This is a genomic window from Xenophilus sp. (assembly GCF_044462705.1).
GTDB lineage: Bacteria > Pseudomonadota > Gammaproteobacteria > Burkholderiales > Burkholderiaceae_C > Xenophilus > Xenophilus azovorans.
Genome location: NZ_JBIQNC010000334.1, coordinates 1 through 2,959, shown reverse-complemented (window position 1 = coordinate 2,959; position 2,959 = coordinate 1). Strand labels below are relative to the sequence as shown.

The 2,959-nt window shown below is 69.5% G+C and carries 4 protein-coding genes; 2 read left to right on the top strand and 2 right to left on the bottom strand.

What is annotated here, in order from left to right; genetic code table 11:
• Positions 1–409: hypothetical protein (locus ACIY1X_RS25750; RefSeq protein WP_399686360.1), on the bottom strand; the 409-nt coding region annotated here is incomplete at its 3' end.
• A gap of 226 nt (positions 410–635) precedes the next feature.
• On the opposite strand from ACIY1X_RS25750, the gene ACIY1X_RS25745 reads away from it, so the two are divergent.
• Positions 636–950 carry a hypothetical protein gene (locus ACIY1X_RS25745; protein WP_399686357.1) on the top strand — a complete coding sequence of 105 codons (315 nt, stop codon included), beginning with the start codon at positions 636–638 and terminating at the stop codon, positions 948–950.
• A 28-nt stretch (positions 951–978) separates the two neighbouring features.
• On the opposite strand, the gene argC is transcribed toward ACIY1X_RS25745, so the two are convergent.
• Positions 979–1,902, bottom strand: coding sequence for an N-acetyl-gamma-glutamyl-phosphate reductase (gene argC, locus ACIY1X_RS25740; RefSeq protein ID WP_399686354.1), 924 nt, complete (start codon positions 1,900–1,902; stop codon positions 979–981).
• Between the two features lie 195 nt (positions 1,903–2,097).
• Here argC and sucC point away from each other — a divergent pair.
• A partial coding sequence (gene sucC, locus ACIY1X_RS25735) for an ADP-forming succinate--CoA ligase subunit beta (protein ID WP_399686351.1) occupies positions 2,098–2,959 on the top strand: 862 nt, incomplete at its 3' end.

The window sequence follows — 2,959 nt, the reverse complement described above, 5'->3', positions numbered from 1 at the left end:
TCAGCAGGACGCCGATCAGCTCCTCGATGACGCGCTGCTGCTCGGCGCTCAGCCGCGCGAAGTCGGCCGCCAGCCGGGCCGCGCGCTCCGGCCCATAGGGCACCGGCAGCGCTTCCGAGGCCGTGGGTGGCGGTGCGGCGTCGCTGGGCGCGAGCGGCTGCGGTTCGCCGAAGCGCAGCCATTGCGCCGACACCTCGAGCCAGCGCGCCAGGGCCTGCAGGTTGTCCTGCGCCGGGATCGCCTCGCCCTGCAGCCACTTGCGGGTCGCGTGTGCCGTCACCGGCTGGCCTGCGCTGCGCCGGTTGAACTCGCGCGCCAGCGCGGTGGCGCCCAGCATCCTCCAGCCCGCGCGGTCCAGCGAGGCGCGCAGGCGCCGGCTGAAGGCATCGCGTTCCTGGGCGGCAGTCATGCCGGCGATGGTTCCGGTATTGCTACTGAAAGTCAGTCGTCAAAAATTGACTTTCGGTCGATTGACTTCCAGAATCCGCGCGCTTCAGGCGCCATCGGCGAAGGCAGGGAGAGAGAAGTATGGGTTCAGGGTGGAGTGAGCGCCCGCCGGGGCATGGCACGCCGGCTGCCGCGGGCGCTGTCCTGGCGCGGCGCCGCGGCTGACCTGCCGTGCCCGCGAGCCGCCCATGGAAGCCTGGGACTGCCTGCTGCTCTTGTCCCTGTCAGCCTGGCATCGCCTCGACAGGTTCTATGGCCTGGTGCGCGATCTCGGGGCGGCCGGCTGTGCGCTGGCGGTGGCGATGGGCTGGCTGATGAACCGCTGGGGCCTGCGGCTGACGGCGCGCGATCCGTGGACCCTGGCCGTCCTGGGGCGCGCCGGCCGTGCAGGCCCCCTGGCGGCGGAAGTGCCGCGGCGGCTGCTCGGCCGGCTGCTGCAGATCGGCGGGACGGCCCTGACGTCGATCGCCATGCTGGCGATGGCGCGCAGCATGGCGTACTGACCGAACGGCCGCCGTGGCGCGACGGGCCTCAGAGGCCCAGCATCAGTTCCAGGTTCTGCACCGCCGCGCCGCTCGCGCCCTTGCCCAGGTTGTCCAGGCGGGCGATCACCACGGCATGCCGGTGGTCCTCGTTCGGGAAGACGCGGATCTCCAGCGTGTTGGTGTCGTTCAGCGCCAGCGGGTCGAGCTTGCCGTCCTCGGTGGGCGGCAGCACCTTCACGTACTGCGCCGGGGTGTTGCTCTTCGCGTAGTGCGCGGCCAGCGCGTCGTGCAGGTCGGCCGCCTTCGGCTTGCCCGGCAGGGCATCGAGATGCAGCGGCAGGTTGACCAGCATGCCCTGGCGGAAATTGCCCACCGAGGGAATGAACACCGGCCGCGTCGCCAGGCCGGTGTACTTCATGATCTCCGGGATGTGCTTGTGCTTCAGCCCCAGCGCATAGGTCTCGAACGGCGGCGCGGCGCCGGCTTCGTAGGCCTCGATCATGGTGCGTCCGCCGCCCGAGTAGCCGCTCACCGAGGGCAGCGCGATGGGCAGGTCCGCCGGCAGCAGCCCAGCGTCGACCAGCGGCCGCACGATGGCGATGGCGCCGGTGGCGTAGCAGCCCGGGTTGGCCACCCGGTCGGCGCCCTGCACCGCCTCGGCCTGGCCGGCCGCCAGTTCGGGAAAGCCGTAGACCCAGCCCGGCGCCACGCGGTGCGCGGTGGAGGCATCGATGATGCGCGGCCTGCGCTCACCCAGCCCGTCGATCAGCGCCACCGACTCGCGCGCCGCGTCGTCGTGCAGGCACAGGATGACCAGGTCCACGCCGGCCATCAGGTCGCGCTTGGCAGCGGCGTCCTTGCGCAACTCGGGTGCGATGCTCACGAGCTCGATCTGCGGCATCAGCGCGAGCCGCTCGCGGATCTGCAGGCCGGTGGTGCCGGCCTCGCCGTCGATGAAGACCTTGGGCATGGTGCGAAGCCTCTGACTCGGGGAAGGGTGCGGTGTCCGCGCGACACGCGGAAACTACGTATTGACCACATGGGCGGCCCAGAGGGCGCGCGGCTCCCCATGATACAGTCGATGATTGCTCCGCCGCCCCAGCCGGCAGGCTGCCGTCGCCCGCGGACAACAGCACTTCCAACTCCGTTTCGAGAGACTCCTTCCATGAAGATTCACGAGTACCAGGGCAAGGAAATCCTTGCCAAGTTCGGCGTGCCTGTGCCCCGCGGCATCCCCGCCTTCACCGTGCAGGAGGCCGTCGAGGCCGCCCAGAAGCTCGGCGGACCGGTGTGGGTCGTCAAGGCGCAGATCCATGCCGGCGGCCGCGGCAAGGGCGGCGGCGTCAAGGTCGCCAAGACCATCGACGACGTCAAGGCCCGCGCCACCGACATCCTCGGCATGCAGCTGGTCACGCACCAGACCGGCCCCGAGGGCCAGAAGGTGCGCCGCCTGTACATCGAGGAAGGCGCCGACATCCAGAAGGAGTACTACCTCTCCGTCGTGACCGACCGCGCCACTCAGAAGGTGGCCTTCATCGCCTCCAGCGAAGGCGGCATGGACATCGAGGAAGTCGCCCACAGCACACCCGAGAAGATCGTCAAGGTCTTCGTCGATCCGCTGGTCGGCTTCACCGACGCGCAGGGCAAGGAACTGGCCAAGGGCATCGCCCTGCCGGCCGACTCCGAGGCGCAGTTCATCGACGTGTGCAAGAAGCTCTACACCTGCTACATGGAGACGGACGCCTCGCTGGTCGAGATCAACCCGCTCAACCGCGACAGCAAGGGCAACATCATCGCGCTGGACGCCAAGTTCAACTTCGACGCCAACGCGCTGTTCCGCCATCCCGAGATCGTCGCCCTGCGCGACCTGGATGAAGAGGACCCGGCCGAGATCGAGGCCAGCAAGTTCGACCTGGCCTACATCAGCCTGGACGGCAACATCGGCTGCCTGGTCAACGGCGCCGGCCTGGCGATGGCCACCATGGACACCATCAAGCTGTTCGGCGGCGAGCCGGCCAACTTCCTCG

Coding starts and splice junctions, on each gene's coding strand:
- ACIY1X_RS25745 (WP_399686357.1), top strand. CDS start 636: ATGGAAGCCTGGGACTGCCTGCTGCTCTTGTCCCTGTCAGCCTGGCAT.
- argC (WP_399686354.1), bottom strand. CDS start 1,902: ATGCCCAAGGTCTTCATCGACGGCGAGGCCGGCACCACCGGCCTGCAG.